Here is a 16,190-nt window from a genome sequence, read left to right on the forward strand (position 1 = left end):
GCCCGGTGCGCTGTGGACGACGGGCTCGGGCCGGCCGGCGCAGCGTCTAGGCTCGTACGTCGTGGCTGAGGCATCGTCGACGCGTCCTGCCGCCGGGGTCCGCGAGACCCTCGCGGCGGCCGTCGCTGCGCTCGGCGGGGCCGAGCGCCCGGGCCAGGTCCGCATGGCCGAGGCGGTCGCCGACGCGATGGAGACCGGCGAGCACCTGCTCGTGCAGGCAGGCACCGGCACCGGCAAGTCCCTGGCCTACCTCGTCCCTTCGCTCCTGCACGCCTCGGCGGGGGAGGGCCCGGTCGTCGTGGCCACGGCCACGATCGCGCTGCAAGCGCAGATCGTCGACCGCGACCTGCCCCGCCTGGTCGACGCGGTCGCGCCGGTGCTGGGCCGCACCCCGAGCTACGCCATCCTCAAGGGCCGCAGCAACTACGCGTGCAAGGCCAGGATCGCGGGCGCGGTGCCCGACGACGACCCGCAGGCGCTGTTCTCCGCTCCGTCGACACCGCTGGGGCGCGAGGTCACCCGGGCGCGGGAGTGGGCCGAGCAGACCGACAGCGGCGACCGCGACGAGCTGGTGCCCTCGGTGTCGCCGCGCGCCTGGCGACAGATCAGCGTGTCGGCCCGCGAGTGCGTCGGCGCCCAGAAGTGCTCCTTCGGAGAGGAGTGCTTCGCCGAGCGGGCGCGGGGGCGTGCCGCCCAGGCAGACGTCGTCGTCACCAACCACGCCCTGCTCGCCATCGACGCGATGGAGAGCTTCGAGGTGCTTCCCCAGCACGACGTGTGCGTGATCGACGAGGCCCACGAGCTGGTCGACCGCGTCACCGGAGTGGCGACCGACGAGCTCACCGCAGGCATGGTCGAGCGCGCGGCACAGCGTGCGGGCCGGCTGGTCGACGACGGCGTGGACGACCTGATGGACGCCGCGCGCGAGCTCGGTGACGCGCTCGACGCGTGCCCGCCCGGGCGCTTCGGGGCCTCGCTGCCCGAGCAGCTGGCCGACGCCCTGGTGCTGGTGCGCGACGCGGCGCGCAGCTGCTCCTCGGGGCTGGCCAAGGCGAAGGACGCCGACGACGGCGCGCGCCGCATGGCCCGGGCGCTGGTCGACACGGCGTTCGAGGTGTCCGAGCGGGTGCTCGGCGGCAGCGCGCACGACGTCTGCTGGGTGACGGTGACCGAGCGGGGGCCCATGCCCGGGCGCAGCCTGCACGTCGCCCCTCTGTCGGTCGCCGGGCTGCTGCGCGAGCGGCTATTCGCCGAGAAGACCGTCATCTGCACGTCCGCGACGCTCGAGCTCGGCGGCTCGTTCGACCTCGTGGCCCGCGGCCTGGGGCTCGGTGCCCGGAGCACCGATGGCGAGCAGGTGCCCGGTACGTCGTGGTCGGGCCTCGACGTCGGCACCCCCTTCGACGCGGCGCGCCAGGGGATCCTCTACACCGCTGCGCACCTGCCGCCGCCTGGGCGCGACGCCATGCCGCCCGAGGTGCTCGCCGAGCTCGGCGACCTCGTGCGGGCCGCGGGAGGGCGCACGCTCGGGCTCTTCTCCTCGATGCGCGCCGCGCGGGAGGCCGCCGAGGTGCTGCGCGAGCAGCTCGACCTGCCGATCCTGCTCCAGGGCGACGAGTCGACCCCCGAGCTGGTGCGGATGTTCGCGGGTGACGCGGCGACCTGCCTGTTCGGGACGATGTCGCTCTGGCAGGGCGTCGACGTGCCGGGCTCTGCCCTGCAGCTCGTGGTCATCGACCGCATACCCTTCCCGCGGCCCGACGACCCGCTGATGGCGGCCCGCAAGGACGCGGCCGGCCCGGCGGGCTTCCGCACGGTCTACGCGGCGCACGCGGCGCTGCGCCTGGCGCAGGGCGCGGGACGCCTGCTGCGGCGCGTCGACGACCGCGGCGTCGTGGCGGTGCTCGACCCGCGGTTGGCCACCGCTGCGTACTCCCCGTTCCTGCGGGCGTCGCTGCCTCCGTTCTGGACGACGCGCAGCAAGGACGCCGCGCTGGCAGCGCTGCGTCGCATCGACGAGGCCGCCCCGCCGCCGCTGCCCGTACGCCTCCCGCCGCCGCGTGCGGGAGCCGCCTCAGCAGCCGCTCCGGCATGACGCCTGAGCGCATCCGGCCGATGCTCGCCTCGCCGGGACGGCTGCCGAGCCCCGCTGACGACGCGCAGTGGGGCTACGAGATGAAGTGGGACGGCGTACGCGCCATCGTCTACGCCGGTGCCGGCCGCCTCTCGGTGCTCTCGCGCAACGACCTCGAGGTCTCGGGCGCCTACCCGGAGCTCGCCGGCCTCGCGTCGCTGCCCGATCAGGTCGTCCTCGACGGCGAGATCGTGGGCTTCGACGCGGCGGGCACGGTGTCCTTCGCCGCGCTGCAGCAGCGGATGCACGTACGCGGTGCCGCCGCCGTCCGCGCCGCGGCGGCCAAGGTGCCGGTGTCGCTGCTCGTCTTCGACCTGCTCGTACGCGGTGGCGAGTCGCTGCTCGACCTGCCCTACGCCGAGCGCCGCCGGCGCCTCGAGGACCTCGAGCTGCGCAGCGGCCACTGGGACGTGCCGCCGGCGCTCGACGGGCTCACGGGGGAGCAGGCGCTCGAGATCTCGCGGGCGCAGGAGCTCGAGGGCGTGATGGCCAAGCGGCTGAGCTCGGTCTACGAGCCGGGGCGGCGGTCGGCGGACTGGGTCAAGGTCAAGAACTTCGCCACCCAGGAGGTCGTCATCGGCGGGTGGAAAGCTGGGTCCGGGCGTCGCACGGGCATGATCGGCTCGCTGCTGCTGGGCGTGCACGACGCCGACGGCCGCCTGCTCTACGTCGGCAACGTGGGCACCGGGTTCACCGGAGCCGTGCTCGACCAGCTTCTCTCGGTGCTGCGACCCCTCGTGGTGGCGCGGCCAGCCTTCGGCGAGCAGCTGCCGACCGCCGCGGTGCGCGACGTCACGTGGGTGCGGCCCGAGCTCGTCGGCGAGGTCGAGTTCGGCAACTGGACGCCGGACCATCGGCTGCGCCACCCGTCGTGGCGAGGGCTGCGGCCGGACAAGGCGCCCGCGCAGGTACGCGTCGAGGCGCAGGGCTGACCCGCCGCTCACCGTCATGCGCGTTCCGTGAGCCGCTTGCGCCGGACGGGTCCGAGTTCGTCACACCTTGTGGAAAACCGGAGTCGCGGTCCGCGAGGACTTCCTAGAGTCGACGCCCATGTGCATCGAACGGACGGTACGCCGTGGCGCCCTCGCGCTGATGGTCCTCGCGCTCGTGGGTGGGCTGAGCGGCTGTGGAGGGGGCAGTACGGCTGGAGCCGGTGCGTCAACCGGTCCGGCTACTGCGGTGGCGTCAGCTCCGGTCGCGCCTAGTGCTACGCCGACGCCGACTCCGACGGTTGCGCCCGCGGGCGAGAAGAACACTGTGGCTTCTGCTGAGCGCGCCGTTCGTCACTACATCGCGGTCGTGAACAATGCGTACAAGACGGGCGACATCGACGAAGTCCGCGCATTAAGCGCCTCTTCTTGCAAGACGTGCGCTCGCTACATCAGCAGCATCCGCGCGATCTACGCCGCAGAGGAGACTGTGCTGCGCGGAACCACCACGATCAAAAAGGTCATTGCCAGTGGTGAGACGGCGCCGGGTGTCCGGCAGGTCGTTGTCGACTACTCGGCGAGCGGGCTCGTACTGCGGAAGCCCGATGGCAGTGTCAAGATTGTGGAGCCTGCGTCGCAGGGGGACGTCAACCGATACGACCTCATCTTTCGCGACGGTGCCTGGCAAGTATTGCGCGTGGTGATCCTCAAGTGAGGCATGCAGGCGAACGTGCCGGTATCGCTCTGCCGCTGCTGCTTGCGTTCACCGCTTCATGCTTGCCGCTGGGCAATGCTTCCGCCGACGAACCGGATGTCTCAGTCTGTCAGCGCTGTCAGGACCCTAGTTTCGAGGTATCGAACGGCGGAAGCACGGATACGGACTCAGGTGCTGATGCCAATCCCGCGTCTATGCCGCGCTACTACAACCGCGTTGCATTCACGCAGGCGTGCGGCGGCAACACGCCGGGCGGCACGGACGCCGGATGCGCCAACTCGACCGGCTCCTGCACCGCCCCGCAGCTGATGATGTACCGCTGGCTGCAGCAGGTGGACCGCCTGAACCCGGCGCTCGAGAACCCCTGGATCATCGGCGGCGAGGAGTGCAGGACACCAGGAGACAAACCTCGGGCGAGCCTGACCGACATCTACTCCGCCTTCCGCCGCCTGCCCGTCGCACGAGGTGTGCTGCACGCGCAGCCAGCGGGTCGCACGCTCGTCGGCCTGGACACCGTCTTCTACACCGAGGCCGTGCCGCGCAGCTTCCCGGACGTCGACCTCGTCGTCGAGCGCATCGACTTCGTCGCGACGCCGGTGCAGTTCGTGTGGCACTTCGGCGACGGCACGAGCAGCACCAGCTCGGACCCGGGCGCCGCGTACCCGCACCAGACCGTCACCCACGCCTACCGCGCCGCCGGCGTGACCCACGAGCCCTCGGTGACCGTGGTGTGGGCGGGCAAGTTCAAGCGGCAGGACGAGAGCACGTGGCACGAGGTGCCCGACCGCGTGGAGGCGGCAGGTACACCGGTGTCACTCGCGGTCGCGTCAGCGCGTAGCGTCCTGGTGGAGGACCCGGACTGAGCCGGTCGTCCACATTCGGCGTACTCGCCCTGTTCAAGGGGCCCGATCACTGCTACTGTCGGCAGCGGTCGCAAAGGATCGTGCGTGTCTGCTATACGGCGCTCGCAAAAGATCAAGCGGGCACGTAGGACTCAGCAGAGGTGGGTCCCCCGTGGCGGCCAGAGCCAGGAAGGCTTGGGTTATGGCTCAGGGTACTGTCAAGTGGTTCCGTGACGACAAGGGTTACGGCTTTATCGAGCAGGACGGCGGCCCCGACCTGTTCGTGCACTTCCGTGCGATCCAGGGCAACGGGTTCAAGACCCTCGCCGAGGGTCAGCGCGTGGAGTTCGACGTCGAGCAGGGCCAGAAGGGCCCGCAGGCGGTCAACGTCACCGTCGTCTGAGGATCTCCCCAGACTTGGAACGCCCCGCCGGTCACTGACCGGCGGGGCGTTCGTGCGTCTGCGTGCGGGAGCGCATGCCGGCTCGCCGTGAGGGAGCCGGCCCGCACCTGCCCTGCTAGACCTTGCGCAGCACCGCCACGATCCGTCCCAGGATCGTCGCTTCGTCGCCCAGGATGGGCTCGTAGGCCTCGTTGTGCGGCATAAGCCAGACGTGCCCGTCGCGCCGCTGGTAGGTCTTGACCGTCGCCTCGCCGTCGATCATGGCGGCCACGATCTCGCCCTGGTCGGCCACGGGCTGCTGGCGCACCACCACCCAGTCGCCGTCGCAGATCGCCGCGTCGACCATCGAGTCGCCGCGCACCTCGAGCAGGAACAGCTGCCCGTCGCCGACCAGGCGCCGGGGGAGCGGGAACACGTCCTCGATCGCCTGCTCGGCCAGGATCGGCCCGCCGGCCGCGATGCGGCCCACGAGTGGGACGTAGCTCGGCGCCGGCCGCTCGTCGTCCTCGGCCGTGGGGTCGTAGGTCTCCTCGGGCGCCTCCGGCGGCAGGACCTCGATGGCCCGCGGGCGGTTCGGGTCGCGCCGGAGGTAGCCCTTCTTCTCCAGGACGCCCAGCTGGTGGGCGACGCTGCTCGGGCTGGTGAGGCCGACGGACTCCCCGATCTCGCGCACGCTGGGGGGGTAGCCGCGCCGCTCGACAGCGTCCCGGATCACCTCGAGCACCTTGCGCTGCCGGGGGGTCAGCCCCGACGCGTCCGCAGGGCCGTCAGGGATCTCGCGCACGCCCACTGGGCCTCCTCGGCTGGTCGCGACCACGCCGGCACGCGTGATCCACGGGCTCGACGCTAGCGGTCCACGGCCATCTGTTCAAACACCTGTTCGACCGGCGTGTTGCTTTGTCGGTGGGAGGTGGTAGAACGTACGTGTGTTCGATCGAACGTCTGTACGAGCCGCCGGTCCCCGGCACGAGGCGCCTCCGCACCCTGTCGCCGCGCTCCCGCTCGGCCAGTCGCCCATGCGCTCGAGCACGACGGACCGCACCCACCTGGAGGCCCCCATGAGCAGCGCCACCCTCGAGCGACACCTGACCCTCGTGCGCCAGCCGAGCGCGCCTCCGGCTCGTCGGGCCAGCCGCGTGCGCCTGACGCGCCGCGGGCGCGTGCTCGTCCTCCTCGTCTGCGCGCTGGCGGCCCTCCTCGCGCTCGGCTGGGGCGCGCAGGGCGTCCGGGCCTCGATCTCCTCCGACGGGCCGGCGACGGCCTACGTCTCCGTGGAGCCGGGTGACACGCTCTGGGGCATCGCGGAGCGCGTCGCCCCCTCCGACGACCCGCGCGACGTGGTGGCCCGCATCGAGGACCTCAACGACCTGCCGAGCGCCGTCGTGCGAGCGGGACAGCTCCTGGTGGTCCCCGCCGCTTGAGGTGGGACCGCGGGGGCCCGCCCAGCAGCCCTGTCGTCGAGCGCCCCCAGCGCTGGTCGGCAGGGCTGTCGCGCACCGGCTGCCGGGAGGGCTCCAGCGGCGACACGCCCGGACGTTCGCCGGCGACACGCCGCGCGACCTGCGGCGACGGCTGCCGGGGCTGCCCCTCCTTGACACCCCTGGAACGACGGGGCTTATGGTTCCCCTACATCTAGTACTTACAGCCGTGTAGTTCTCCACATGTGGTCCCCAGGATGTCCAGAGGTTGTCCCCAGCCTTCTGCACAGCCGGGCCGGAGGACGTCCCGGCGTCCCGCCCACGGAGGTCGTCGACGTGCACTGCCCGTTCTGCCGGCACCCCGACTCGCGGGTCGTCGACAGCCGCACGCTCGACGACGGCACCGGCGTCCGGAGGCGGCGCCAGTGCCCCGAGTGCGGGCGTCGCTTCACCACCATGGAGAGCGCCAGCGTCTCGGTCGTGAAGCGGTCGGGCGTCACCGAGCCCTTCAGCCGCACCAAGGTGCTCTCGGGCGTCCGCAAGGCCTGCCAGGGCCGACCGGTCACCGAGGACCAGCTCGCCCTTCTCGCCCAGCGGGTGGAGGAGACGGTGCGGGCGTCGGGCTGCGCCGAGATCGAGGCCCACGAGGTCGGGCTCGCGGTCCTCGAGCCGCTCCGGGAGCTCGACGAGGTCGCCTACCTGCGCTTCGCGAGCGTCTACCGGGCGTTCGAGTCCCTCGACGACTTCGAGGCCGCGATCGCGCTCCTGCGCGCCGAGCACGAGGCGCTGGGCGTCGAGCCCGCGGCGTCGAGCGGCTAGCGCACCTGTCCCCGCCGCCACGAGCGGCACCACGGCAGCCGCCGCCTCGGCGGCACAGCAGCACCCCGGGCCGGCCCGACCGGCCCGACGAGCTCGTGCAGAGCCCCCGACGTGGAAGCCCACGTCGTCAGTGGGCGTTGGTAGTAGTGGAGTCCTAGGAGGGACAACTCGTGACTGAGACGTCGAGCGAGCGCAAGCCGGTCGTCAAGCGGCAGCGCCGGGCCGGGGCGGGGCTGACGATGGAGCGCATCTACACCACGCCTGGCGTGCACCCCTACGACGAGGTGGTGTGGGAACGGCGCGACGTCGTCCAGACCAACTGGAAGACCGGCGAGACGATCTTCGACCAGAAGGGCGTCGAGTTCCCCGACTCCTGGTCGGTCAACGCCTCGACGATCGTCACGACGAAGTACTTCCGCGGCGCCGTCGGCACCCCGGCGCGCGAGTGGAGCCTCAAGCAGCTCATCGACCGGGTCGTCCTCACCTACGCCAAGGCTGGCAAGGACTTCGGCTACTTCGCCACCGACGAGGACGCCGAGGTCTTCGAGCACGAGCTCACCTGGGCCCTGCTGCACCAGGTGTTCTCCTTCAACTCCCCGGTGTGGTTCAACGTCGGCACGCCCTCGCCCCAGCAGGTGTCGGCCTGCTTCATCCTGTCGGTCGACGACTCGATGGACTCGATCCTGAACTGGTACCGCGAGGAGGGCCTGATCTTCAAGGGCGGCTCCGGCGCGGGGCTCAACCTCTCGCGCATCCGCTCCAGCAAGGAGCTGCTCTCCTCCGGCGGCACCGCCTCCGGCCCCGTCTCCTTCATGCGCGGCGCCGACGCCAGCGCCGGCACCATCAAGTCGGGCGGCGCCACGCGCCGCGCGGCCAAGATGGTCGTCCTCGACGTCGACCACCCCGACGTGCGCGAGTTCGTGCAGACGAAGGCCAAGGAGGAGAACAAGATCCGGGCCCTGCGAGACGCGGGCTTCGACATGGACCTCGGCGGCGCCGACATCACCTCCGTGCAGTACCAGAACGCCAACAACTCGATCCGCGTCAACGACGAGTTCATGCGCGCTGTGGAGGGTGCGACCAGCTTCGGGCTGCGCGCGCGCACCGACGGCAGCGTCATCGAGACGGTCGACGCCCGCGAGCTGTGGCGCGAGATCGCGCAGGCCGCCTGGGAGTGCGCCGACCCCGGCATCCAGTACGACGACACCATCAACGACTGGCACACAAACCCGGAGACCGGGCGCATCACCGCCTCGAACCCGTGCTCCGAGTACATGTCGCTCGACAACTCCTCGTGCAACCTCGCCTCGCTCAACCTCATGAAGTTCCTCAACGACGACAACACCTTCGACGCGGTCACGTTCAAGAAGGTCGTCGAGCTCGTCATCACCGCGATGGACATCTCCATCTGCTTCGCCGACTTCCCGACCGAGGCGATCGGCGACACGACCCGCAAGTACCGCCAGCTCGGCATCGGCTACGCCAACCTCGGCTCGCTGCTCATGGCCTCCGGCCACGGCTACGACTCCCCGGGCGGGCACTCTCTGGCCGCCACCATCACCTCGCTGATGACGGGCACCGCCTACAAGCGCTCGGCCGAGCTCGCCGGCATCGTCGGGGCCTACGAGGGCTACGCCCGCAACGCCGACGCCCACAAGCGGGTCATGCGCAAGCACGCCGCTGCCAACGACTCCATCCGCACCCTCGACGCGGTCGACCGCGACGTGCACTCGGTCGCGACCGCGGTGTGGCAGGAGTGCCTCGCGGTCGGCGAGCGCAACGGGTGGCGCAACGCGCAGGCCTCGGTCCTCGCGCCCACCGGCACCATCGGCTTCATGATGGACTGCGACACCACCGGCATCGAGCCCGACTTCTCGCTCGTCAAGTTCAAGAAGCTCGTCGGCGGCGGCTCGATGCAGATCGTCAACCAGACGGTGCCGCGCGCCCTCGGCAAGCTCGGCTACACGCAGGAGACCATCGAGGCGGTCGTCGAGTACATCGCCGAGCACGGCCACGTCGTCGACGCCCCCGGGCTCAAGCGCGAGCACTACGAGATCTTCGACTGCGCCATCGGCGAGCGGGCCATCGCGCCCATGGGCCACGTGCGCATGATGGCGGCCGTCCAGCCGTTCCTGTCGGGCGCCATCTCGAAGACCGTCAACATGCCCGAGACCGCCACGGTCGAGGAGATCGAGGACGTCTACTTCCAGGGCTGGAAGATGGGCCTCAAGGCGCTCGCGATCTACCGCGACAACTGCAAGGTCGGCCAGCCGCTCTCCGACGGGAAGGCCAAGGCGAAGGCCGCTCCGGTCGAGGCCGCGCCCGCGCCGGTCATCGAGTACCGCCCGACCCGCAAGCGCCTGCCGAAGTCGCGCCCGTCCATGACGACCTCGTTCCGGGTCGCCGGCGCCGAGGGCTACATGACGGCCGGCTCCTACCCCGACGACGGCCTCGGCGAGGTGTTCCTCAAGCTGGGCAAGCAGGGCTCGACCCTGGCCGGCGTGATGGACGCCTTCTCGATCGCGGTGTCGATCGGCCTGCAGTACGGCGTACCTCTCGAGACCTTCGTCGAGAAGTTCACCAACCTGCGCTTCGAGCCGGCGGGGCTCACCGACGACCCCGACGTGCGGATGTCGCAGTCGATCATGGACTACATCTTCCGCCGCCTGGCCCTCGACTACCTGCCGTTCGAGACCCGGGCCGAGCTCGGCATCTACACCGCCGAGGAGCGGGCCCGCCAGCTCGAGACCGGCTCCTACGAGGCGGCGTCCTCGGCCGACGACCTCGAGGACGAGCTCGAGACCTACGCCCAGTCCGCTCCGGTCACGCCGGCCCCCAAGGCCGTCCAGCCGGCTCCGGTGCAGGTGCACTCGAGCGCCGAGCTGATGGAGGCGCAGTTCGGCCGCACCGCCGACGCTCCGCTCTGCATGAGCTGCGGCACCAAGATGCGCCCCGCCGGCTCCTGCTACGTGTGCGAGGGCTGCGGCAGCACCAGCGGCTGCAGCTGACCTCTGCCCCGGGGCGGCACCGCCGTCCCGGGGACCCGCTCTGCATGCACGAGGGGCTGGACCCGACCGGGTCCAGCCCCTCGTCCGTGCACCGAGCCGGAGCCGGCTCAGGTCGTGTCGGTGCGCTCCTTCGAGCAGTAGACGGCGCCGCCGCCGCTCAGGCTCTGGGTGCACAGCTGCCAGTGGATCGTGCGGTTCTCGGGCAGGTCGAGGTCGCAGGTCTTGGTGGTGCCTGCGCCCTTCGAGTTCGTGCAGGTGTGCGTCGCCCCGCCGGTGTAGTTCCAGTAGACGATCGCCGATGCGCCGTCGCCCTCGTCGTCGCTGACCTTGAAGATCTCGTCGTAGCTCGTGAACGACGCGTGCGCGCGGCGGTCGGGCCAGATCGTGTAGAGCGTGTTGCTGCTGTCGGCGGCCGCAGGGCCCGCGACGCCCACGCTGATCAGCGCGGTCGCGCCGATGCACAGGGCCGCTCGATAGACGTGGCGCATGGTCCACCCTTCTGTCTGCACTGACGTGGAGCCGGAAGTGCGCCACTATGCCCGACTCTGTCCGGCAGAGGCAACCGACCGCCGCCCTGCTGGACGAGCGAGCGGGACCAGCGACCGCGCCTACCGGAACGTCGAGTGCGCGTCCTGACCGGTCGCCGAGCGGTAGGCGTCGAAGCCCGTGAAGGTCGCCTGCTGCCACCCGAACCGCGCGCTGGTCCGGTCGGCGCCCAGGGTGCTGAAGGTGTTGAAGTCGCTGGTGTTGTCGTGGCTGTCGGAGTTCGCGACGGTGCCGTAGACGACGGCGTCGGAGTTCGCCGCCGAGACGGTGTTGTGCGCGAAGGTGTTCTGGTAGGCGTGGTACTGCACCAGCACCTCAGGCGATCCGTCGTCCAGACGGTTGTTGCCGCGCAGGACGTTGTAGGTGAACGTGTTGTCGTGCGAGGCGCCGGTCTCGGTGTCGCCACAGGCCTCGGCACCGTTGCAGTAGCCGCCGGTCGTGATGCCGACGTAGGCACTGCCCGTCACCAGGTTGCGCGACACGTCGACGTGGTCGGCGACCCCGCGCGGGTTCTCCGCCGCCACCTCGATGCCGATGTCACTGTCGGTCACCTTGTTGCCGCGGATGGAGATGTGCGCGCCGCCGTCGACGTAGATGCCGTCGGCGCAGTTGCACCACGAGCCGTCCTCCCAGTAGGCGGCGTTGCCGCGGGAGCGGATGCGGCTGATGACGTTGGCCGCGATGACGCCGTTGCGCGCGCGATTGCGCTCGGAGTAGCGGTAGGCGCCCGACAGCGTCGGCTCGAACCCGATCGCGTCGATGCCGATGTTGTCGTTGTCGTGGATGTCGTTGCCGACGACCGACCAGCCGTCCACGTTGCCGTTCACGACCACCGACTCGCTGGCGCCCAGGTGCAGGTTGTCCACGGTGTTGCCACCGATCGTCAGACCGGTGATCGAGGCCTGCGCGTCGTCGCCGTAGGCCGCGATGCCGTGCGCGCCGAAGTCGAAGCTGCCCAGCTCGTCGGCGTCGTTGCCGAGGTCGTGCACGTGGTTGGCCAGGACGCTGACGCGGCTGTCGTGCCGGTGCACGTAGATGCCGACGGGCGTCACGCCGAGCTTCGTGCTCCGGTACGCGGTGACGTCGAGCCGCGTGATGGTGACCTTCGTGCTGTTCCGGACCTCGAGCAGCCCGCTGATGCCCGCGGCAGGCTCGAGCCCTGCTCCCGAGAGCACCGGGTGCTCGAGCCGGTAGGGCGCGAGGGTCAGACCGCGTACGCCGTCCATCCGCACGCGCTGGCGGTAGACGCCGCCGCGCAGCGCGACCGTGCCGCCGGTGCGCAGCCGGTCGACCGCGGTCTGGATCGTACGCAGGGGGGCCGACGGCGTACCAGGGTTCGTGTCGGCGCCGGTGGGGGAGACGACCAACGTCCGCGGAGCCGCCGCGGAGGCCGGAGCCGCAGCGACCATGCCCGTGACCGCCAGGACACCCGCACCCAGGACTGCTGTGACCGACCGGATCGTCATGCCTTCCACCTCTCATTCGGTGGCGGCATGGTGGCACCGGGTTCCGGAGGCCGACAAGAAATGCACAGGAGTGCGCATGGCGAACGACGACGCCGACACGGTGGTGGAGGAGTTCCACGACGCGGTCAACATGACCGCGGGCGAGCTCGAGCACTGGCTGGGGACCGAGGAGTCGAAGGAGGTCGGCGCCACCTCCGGCGGCGAGCGCAAGTCCGGGTCAGGCGGCGAGGAGTCCGTCGGCCACGAGTCGGGCCGGCGCATCGTGGCTCTGCTCGGGACGAAGAAGGCCGACTACACCGACGACGACCTCGCGCACATGCGCAAGGTGACCGGCTACGTGCACCGGCACCTCGCGCAGAAGCCGCACGCCGAGGACGTCGAGCACTCGCGGTGGCGCGCGAGCCTGATGAACTGGGGCCACGACCCGCTCAAGGGCTGACGCGACGAGGCGGGCCGCTCCTTCGGGGAGCGACCCGCCTCGCTGGTGCGGGAGCCGGCCGGATCACGGCGCGGCGCCCGGGTCAGGACCTGCGGGTGAGCTTCAGCGTGACGACCGTCTTCTTGGCGTTGCCCGCCTTGTCACGGGCGACCACGGTCGAGACCATCGGCAGCGTCTTGACCTTGCGGACGGCCTTCTTGCCGGCGGCCGTCAGCTTGACGGTCATGACGACCCGGCCCTTGCGGGTCAGCGTCGCCTTGCCGGTGCCGATGACGACGGCCTTGCGGCCGAGCCCCAGCGACTTCGCCGTCTTCGCCGAGATCGTCACGGTGTCGGTGACGCGGCAGGCCTCGTTGCAGCTGACCGTGGTCTTGAGACCCTTGGCGAGCAGCGTCTTCAAGGTCTGCTTGGCGACCAGCAGCTGCACGGCCTTCGGGGGGACCCGGTCCGTGACGACCGTGCCGCCACCACCGTGGGGTGTCGGGACCGGCGTCGGCGTCGGGACGGGCGCCGGCACGGGGGTCGGCGTCGGGACCGGAGCGGGCGGCGGGACGGGCGCCGGCGTACCTCCGCTGGTGCCGGGGTCAGGTGCCGTGCCCGTGCCGGCCGGCACGCCGTGGACGTAGACCTCCCCGACGCCGGTGAAGTCGGTGCCGTCGCCGTCGGCCGCCTGGCTCGAGAGCATCGTGAAGCGCACGAACCGTACGCCTGCGGTGCCGCCCGTCGGCGCGACCGGCACGACCGAGGTGTTGCCGGAGAGCGCGCCGCTCGCGGCGGGCGTCCAGCTCGAGCCGTCGGTCGAGGTGGCGATGGCGAACTGCCCGACCGAGGCGCCCGGTGTGGCGCCGCAGGGGGCCTTCGGGTCGATCGCGAAGCCGCTCACGTCGACCGCGCCGGGGAGGGCGACGACGATCGACTTGGCGCCCTGCGGTCCGTAGGTGCTGGTCGAGCTGGTGGAGAGCCACCCGACCTTCGCGTCGAGGTCGAACGCGCCCTGCGGCTCGGCGCCCGAGCACAGGCGGGTGAGGTCCGGTGCGTCGACCGCGACGAGAGCGGCGCCGCCGCTCAGGGCGGCCCAGTCGCGGGTCAGGGCGACGGTGGGCGCGCCGCCCCCGACGCTGGCGGTCGTGGCGGCCGGCTCGTAGCCGGGACCGGACACGGCCAGGGTGTAGCTGCCGGCCGGGACGCCGCCGATGGCGTAGTTGCCGGCGCCGTCGGTCGTGGCCTGCAGGTGGGTGTGGCCGGCGATGCTCACCGTCGCACCGGCGACGGGACCGCCGGAGGCGCCGACAACCGAGCCGGTGATAGCACCGGTCGTGGTGGGCGGCAGGTCGGTCGCGGCCACGGGGTGCGTGTCGGAGGCACCGCTGGTCGATGCGGACCATCCCATGCCACGGTTGGCGAAGACGCTCCAGATGGTCGGCACGTGGGCACCACCGAAGCGCACTTGGTCGGCGAGGAGGATCGCGTCGCGCTCGTCGAGGAACGACGGGTCGGTCGGCGAGAGCTCCATGGCACGGGTGACGAGGTCCTCGGTCACCTTGTAGTCCTGCGGACCGATGGCCTGGCGCAGCTGCCACAGGGTCTCGGCCCAGATCTCGCCGTCGGCGTGGACCTCGGGCCCGCTGGTCACGTGGCCGTAGTCGGCGTAGGTGTAGCCGCCGTAGTGCGGCGTGCCGCCACCGGTGCAGGTGCTGTGGTCGCTGCTGTCACCGGGCAGGCAGTCCAGCGGCTGGGTGCGGATGGCGTGCGCCGACCCGCCCGAGACGCCCTGCGCGAGCCACACGTCGGCGTTGCCCGGCTGGTTGGGAGCGCTGTCGGCGTCCCAGCAGTCCGTGCGCGACGGGTGCAGCTCCGTGCAGTCCTTGATGATGTAGTCCATGGCATACCAGTCAGACCATGCCTCGCCCATCGCATTGGCCTGGCCGCCGTAGAGCGCGGGGATGCCGTTGGGGTCGAGCACGAGCCGGTGGGACAGGCCGTGGGTGTACTCGTGGTAGATGATCGACGCGTCGTCGCCGCCGTTGCTGTCGACGAAGTCGCTGCCGGTGAAGAGGTACATCTGCATCCGCGGCGGAGTGCCGTCGGGGCCGGTGCCCATGTTGGCGTTGTTCTGGTGGTTGGAGTCAGGCAGCCCACCGCCGGTGTTGGCGCCGTCGAAGACCTGCGCCTGCACTGCGTCGCCGCCGTCGGCCTGGAAGTTGCCGGCTGCCGCGGTGAAGCCGATGGGCGCCTCGGCGAGGTGGTCGTGGAACTGGTTGATGTACCAGAACACCTGCGTGGCGTTCTGCTTCAGGTTGGTCTGCCAGGAGTTCGGCGTCCACGACTGCCACGAGCAGGGGCTCGCGGACGCGCAGCTGCCGACCGGCTGGAAGGGAAAGCTGAAGTCGCCCGAGCCGTTGGCGTGGATCTCGTCCGAGGCGTCGGCTGCGTTGTCGTCGTTCGGGTCCTGGTAGGTGTGGGCGTTGTTGCCGTTGAGCGTGTTCGTGCCCGGCGCGATCCAGCCGCGGCCGACGAAGTCCTCGGTCGCCGGCTGGTGGCCGTCCGGGCCGCTGAGCCCGCCGTGGTTGAGCGGGAAGTCGGCGCTGAAGTAGTCGGGCAGGTAGTACCAGTGGCTGCCCTTGCCCGCCGAGACGACCGTGTTGGTCTTGGAGAGCACCGCGCCGGTCTGCGCGTCGACGACCGACTGGTAGACGTGGGTCGAGTCGACCTCGGCGACGGTGCGCCACGACAGGCGCAGGCCCGAGCCGGTGTCGAACCACGTGAGCCCTGCGGAGTCGAGGGTCTTGTCACCGAACCGGGTCGTACGCTGCGGCCCCGCCAGCGTCGGCGCGTGCTCCGTGACGGTGCGGTTCGAGCCGCCGTCGCGCAGCGCGCGGTTGACCGCCTGCGCCGCGCTCAGGCGCGGGGTGTCGGAGGTGTAGCTGGTGGAGGTACGCGGTGACCCGACCACGTTGACGACCTGGCCGCTCTTGCTGACGTTGACGGTGACGCCGCCGCCGAAGACGGGCAGGCCTTCGACGCGCGGGGCGAACGAGAGGTGGTGCGTGCCGTCGACGTCGACGTAGTCGCGGGTCTGCGCGAGACCCTCGACCGTCGCCTTGTCGGTGCCGAAGAGCGCGGTGTGGGCGCGCAGGTAGCCGCGCGCGACCGAGTCGGCCGGTGCGCTGGAGGGGTCGGTGAGGAAGCCGTCGAGCCGCGCCACGAGCCGTGGTGCGCCGCTCTTGGGATCGATGGACACGACCCCCTGCGGGCCGAGCTCGCTGCGCAGCGCGGCCGCGGCGCTGGCCACACCGGCCAGCGGTGCAGCGGCAGTGCCGGTGTTGGCCGCGGCGGCCGGAGGGATGCTGGAGGTCTTGGGTGAGGCGTTCGCGGGTGGTGTCGTGGTCGTCACCGCGGAGGCCTCCGCCGGCAGGGCGAGCGCGGCTACCGCCGCGACCACGCCCGCACTGAGGATGCGCTTCACTGTCC

The 16,190-nt window shown here is 71.2% G+C and carries 13 protein-coding genes; 9 read left to right on the forward strand and 4 right to left on the reverse strand.

From position 1 onward, the window contains the following. Window positions 1-61 precede the first annotated feature (61 nt). From CLV35_RS05520 to CLV35_RS05540, 5 genes are all read left to right on the forward strand, one after another. Window positions 62-2,095 carry an ATP-dependent DNA helicase gene (locus tag CLV35_RS05520; RefSeq protein ID WP_231121530.1) on the forward strand — a complete coding sequence of 678 codons (2,034 nt, stop codon included), beginning with the start codon at window positions 62-64 and terminating at the stop codon, window positions 2,093-2,095. Next, window positions 2,092-3,066, forward strand: coding sequence for a non-homologous end-joining DNA ligase (gene ligD / locus CLV35_RS05525; protein ID WP_231121531.1), 975 nt, complete (start codon window positions 2,092-2,094; stop codon window positions 3,064-3,066). Before CLV35_RS05520 ends, ligD begins: the two co-directional genes overlap by 4 nt. Before the next feature lie 160 nt (window positions 3,067-3,226). After that, window positions 3,227-3,778: a DUF6318 family protein gene (locus tag CLV35_RS05530; protein ID WP_269203898.1), complete on the forward strand. Its 552-nt coding sequence runs from the start codon at window positions 3,227-3,229 to the stop codon at window positions 3,776-3,778. A gap of 194 nt (window positions 3,779-3,972) precedes the next feature. Then, a complete protein-coding gene (locus CLV35_RS05535; protein WP_121192484.1) occupies window positions 3,973-4,641 on the forward strand; it encodes a PKD domain-containing protein in 669 nt (222 codons plus the stop codon). 181 nt (window positions 4,642-4,822) lie between these two features. Beyond that, window positions 4,823-5,023 carry a cold-shock protein gene (locus CLV35_RS05540; protein ID WP_121192958.1) on the forward strand — a complete coding sequence of 67 codons (201 nt, stop codon included), beginning with the start codon at window positions 4,823-4,825 and terminating at the stop codon, window positions 5,021-5,023. 115 nt (window positions 5,024-5,138) lie between these two features. Here the strand turns inward: CLV35_RS05540 and lexA are convergent, their stop codons facing one another. Beyond that, window positions 5,139-5,840 (reverse strand): transcriptional repressor LexA, encoded by a 702-nt coding sequence (lexA, locus tag CLV35_RS05545; protein WP_407938186.1) that lies wholly within the window; start codon window positions 5,838-5,840, stop codon window positions 5,139-5,141. 241 nt (window positions 5,841-6,081) lie between these two features. Here lexA and CLV35_RS05550 point away from each other — a divergent pair, with 241 nt between their 5' ends. The 3 genes from CLV35_RS05550 to CLV35_RS05560 all read left to right on the forward strand — a co-directional run bounded on the left by CLV35_RS05550 (window position 6,082) and on the right by CLV35_RS05560 (window position 10,268). After that, window positions 6,082-6,444 (forward strand): LysM peptidoglycan-binding domain-containing protein, encoded by a 363-nt coding sequence (locus CLV35_RS05550; protein WP_121192486.1) that lies wholly within the window; start codon window positions 6,082-6,084, stop codon window positions 6,442-6,444. 333 nt (window positions 6,445-6,777) lie between these two features. Further along, complete coding sequence (nrdR, locus tag CLV35_RS05555) at window positions 6,778-7,260, forward strand: transcriptional regulator NrdR (RefSeq protein ID WP_121192487.1); 483 nt, start codon at window positions 6,778-6,780, stop codon at window positions 7,258-7,260. Between the two features lie 170 nt (window positions 7,261-7,430). Further along, window positions 7,431-10,268 carry a vitamin B12-dependent ribonucleotide reductase gene (locus CLV35_RS05560; RefSeq protein ID WP_121192488.1) on the forward strand — a complete coding sequence of 946 codons (2,838 nt, stop codon included), beginning with the start codon at window positions 7,431-7,433 and terminating at the stop codon, window positions 10,266-10,268. 107 nt (window positions 10,269-10,375) lie between these two features. Here the strand turns inward: CLV35_RS05560 and CLV35_RS05565 are convergent, their stop codons facing one another. Both CLV35_RS05565 and CLV35_RS05570 read right to left on the reverse strand, forming a co-directional pair. Further along, complete coding sequence (locus tag CLV35_RS05565) at window positions 10,376-10,756, reverse strand: hypothetical protein (RefSeq protein ID WP_121192489.1); 381 nt, start codon at window positions 10,754-10,756, stop codon at window positions 10,376-10,378. A gap of 120 nt (window positions 10,757-10,876) precedes the next feature. Further along, window positions 10,877-12,280, reverse strand: coding sequence for a right-handed parallel beta-helix repeat-containing protein (locus tag CLV35_RS05570; RefSeq protein ID WP_121192490.1), 1,404 nt, complete (start codon window positions 12,278-12,280; stop codon window positions 10,877-10,879). Between the two features lie 76 nt (window positions 12,281-12,356). Between CLV35_RS05570 and CLV35_RS05575 the strand changes: the two genes are divergently transcribed. Next, on the forward strand, window positions 12,357-12,719 hold the full coding sequence (locus CLV35_RS05575) for a DUF3140 domain-containing protein (RefSeq protein WP_121192491.1): 363 nt from the start codon (window positions 12,357-12,359) through the stop codon (window positions 12,717-12,719). An 82-nt stretch (window positions 12,720-12,801) separates the two neighbouring features. Here the strand turns inward: CLV35_RS05575 and CLV35_RS05580 are convergent, their stop codons facing one another. Then, window positions 12,802-16,185, reverse strand: coding sequence for a M36 family metallopeptidase (locus tag CLV35_RS05580; RefSeq protein WP_183061747.1), 3,384 nt, complete (start codon window positions 16,183-16,185; stop codon window positions 12,802-12,804). Window positions 16,186-16,190 lie beyond the last annotated feature (5 nt).

The sequence above is a fragment of the Motilibacter peucedani genome (genome assembly GCF_003634695.1).
GTDB lineage: Bacteria > Actinomycetota > Actinomycetes > Motilibacterales > Motilibacteraceae > Motilibacter > Motilibacter peucedani.

Excerpts from the sequence above, each read along its gene's own strand:
- CLV35_RS05535 (WP_121192484.1), top strand. The coding sequence starts at position 3,973 with ATGCCGCGCTACTACAACCGCGTTGCATTCACGCAGGCGTGCGGCGGC.
- CLV35_RS05565 (WP_121192489.1), bottom strand. The coding sequence starts at position 10,756 with ATGCGCCACGTCTATCGAGCGGCCCTGTGCATCGGCGCGACCGCGCTG.
- CLV35_RS05530 (WP_269203898.1), top strand. The coding sequence starts at position 3,227 with ATGGTCCTCGCGCTCGTGGGTGGGCTGAGCGGCTGTGGAGGGGGCAGT.
- CLV35_RS05540 (WP_121192958.1), top strand. The coding sequence starts at position 4,823 with ATGGCTCAGGGTACTGTCAAGTGGTTCCGTGACGACAAGGGTTACGGC.
- ligD (WP_231121531.1), top strand. The coding sequence starts at position 2,092 with ATGACGCCTGAGCGCATCCGGCCGATGCTCGCCTCGCCGGGACGGCTG.
- CLV35_RS05550 (WP_121192486.1), top strand. The coding sequence starts at position 6,082 with ATGAGCAGCGCCACCCTCGAGCGACACCTGACCCTCGTGCGCCAGCCG.
- CLV35_RS05575 (WP_121192491.1), top strand. The coding sequence starts at position 12,357 with ATGGCGAACGACGACGCCGACACGGTGGTGGAGGAGTTCCACGACGCG.
- CLV35_RS05570 (WP_121192490.1), bottom strand. The coding sequence starts at position 12,280 with ATGACGATCCGGTCGGTCACAGCAGTCCTGGGTGCGGGTGTCCTGGCG.